Below are 1,752 nucleotides of genomic sequence, written 5' to 3'. Positions count from 1 at the left end.
GCTCCCACGTAACGGAGCGATGAGACGAGGGCCGGACGTGGGGGACACTCCCTCGCGCCGGCCCTCTTCGCGTTCCAGGACGACACGGCGAGGCCCAACGCACTGGCGCCCCCGCCCCCGCCGCGTTACGCCCGGCCCCGAGCACGCAACGGGCCCCAGGCGACAAGCGCCGGGCCTTGAAAGGACGCGACAACGATGAGGCCGGACATGAAGAGGCTCACGTGGGTGTTGGCGGCGGCGCTGATGCTGGGCGCCTGCGCCACGGGCAAGCCGTCGGAGGTGGACCGCACGCCGTCCGCCACGGGCGCCGTCTCCGAGGAGGAGTTCAAGGCCATGCACACCCTGCGCACGGACGCCGCGCCCGCGCGCAAGGGCGTGGAGGTGACGCTGCCCGGCGGCGCGAAGGGCTACCTGAGCCTGCCGGAGAATGCCAAGGGCCCGCTGCCCGGCATCATCGTCATCCACGAGTGGTGGGGCCTCAACGAGCACGTGCAGCACTGGACGGACCGCCTGGCCGCGGAGGGCTACGCGGCGCTCGCGGTGGACCTGTACGGCGGCAAGGTGGCGGCCAACCCCGATGAGGCGCTCGCGCTGGTGAAGGCGGTGGACGCCGACCAGGCGACGAAGACGCTGCTGGAAGCGCACGCGTTCCTGAAGGGCGACCCGCGCATCCAGGCCCCGCGCACCGGCAGCATCGGCTGGTGCTTCGGGGGCGGCTGGTCCCTGCGCACCGCCATGGCCGTGCCGGAGTTGAGCGCGGCGGTCCTCTACTACGGCCACCCGGTGACGGACGCGCAGCAGCTCTCCACCATCAAGGCGCAGGTGCTGGGCGTCTTCGGGACGAAGGACAAGTCCATCCCGCAGGAGACGGTGCGCGCCTTCGAGAAGGCCCTGGACGAGGCGGGCGTGAGAAGCCGCATCCTGGAGTACGACGCGGACCACGCCTTCGCCAACCCGTCCGGTGGCCGGTACGACGAACGCTCCGCCGCGGCGGCCTGGGCGGAGACGTCCGCGTTCCTCGCGCGCACCCTCAAGCGCTGAAGGTGCGCGCGAAGGCCCGGCCCGCGTCAGTACGGACGCTGGCCGGTGTAGTTGCCCGGCGGCGCGTAGTTGCACACCCACAGGTCCCACGTGGGGAAGTTCGCGCCGAAGGGCGAATTGGTCGTGCAGCGCTTGTAGGCGCACCCCAGCCGCGTGGTGTTGCGCCACACCACCTGCGTGTAGTGGCCGCAGACCTGGCCCGACGCGCAGGTGTTCTTCGCGTAGTCGTAGTCGCTCTTCTCGTCGTCCCAGCCCTTCACCACCCCCTTCGTGGTGAGGTTGTTCGGCGAGGAGGCGGCGAGGTTCTCCCCGGCGTTGCCCCGGCCCTGGTTGTGTTCGAACTTGCAGTTGTTCGCCCACTTCTGGGCGACCTCCTCCACGGTGGCGTCCCAGACGAGCGGCGACAGCGCGGGGGCCGGCGTGGGCTGCGCGGCGGCCCGGGCCGCGTTGTGGGCCTCCAACATGTCCGTGGCGAACTGCGTGGGCCCCACGGACCCCGCGTCGGACGTGGTGCCCCCGTCGGAGGACGTGCCGGCGTCACCGTCGAGGCCGGCGTCCGAGGTGGGATCCGTCGTGTCCCCGTCAGGGATGCAGGCGAGCAGGAGCAACGGCGTGAGCAGACCGACGGCGGAGAGGGAGCGGAGAGAAGGGAGGCGGCGCATGGGCTGGATTATCCGCGTGCGGGTGGGTGTGCGGGCAAGCGGACAGGGG

At 71.7% G+C, this 1,752-nt stretch carries 2 protein-coding genes; one reads left to right on the top strand and one right to left on the bottom strand.

The genetic code is table 11. The annotated features are described in order from the left end of the window. Positions 1-207: 207 nt before the first annotated feature. Positions 208-1,041 carry a dienelactone hydrolase family protein gene (locus tag D7V88_RS41215; protein WP_120545924.1) on the top strand — a complete coding sequence of 278 codons (834 nt, stop codon included), beginning with the start codon at positions 208-210 and terminating at the stop codon, positions 1,039-1,041. A gap of 26 nt (positions 1,042-1,067) precedes the next feature. Here D7V88_RS41215 and D7V88_RS41210 read toward each other — a convergent pair whose 3' ends face one another. Next, positions 1,068-1,703, bottom strand: a complete 636-nt coding sequence (locus D7V88_RS41210) for a CAP domain-containing protein (RefSeq protein WP_120545923.1) — start codon at positions 1,701-1,703, stop codon at positions 1,068-1,070. Positions 1,704-1,752: the final 49 nt, after the last annotated feature.

It is taken from the genome of Corallococcus terminator (genome assembly GCF_003611635.1).
Classification (GTDB): Bacteria; Myxococcota; Myxococcia; order Myxococcales; family Myxococcaceae; genus Corallococcus; species Corallococcus terminator.
This window is presented reverse-complemented; position numbering and strand designations above follow the sequence as displayed.

Bases quoted from the DNA above. Each gene is read 5' to 3' on its own strand.
- D7V88_RS41215 (WP_120545924.1), top strand. From the start codon at position 208: ATGAAGAGGCTCACGTGGGTGTTGGCGGCGGCGCTGATGCTGGGCGCC.
- D7V88_RS41210 (WP_120545923.1), bottom strand. From the start codon at position 1,703: ATGCGCCGCCTCCCTTCTCTCCGCTCCCTCTCCGCCGTCGGTCTGCTC.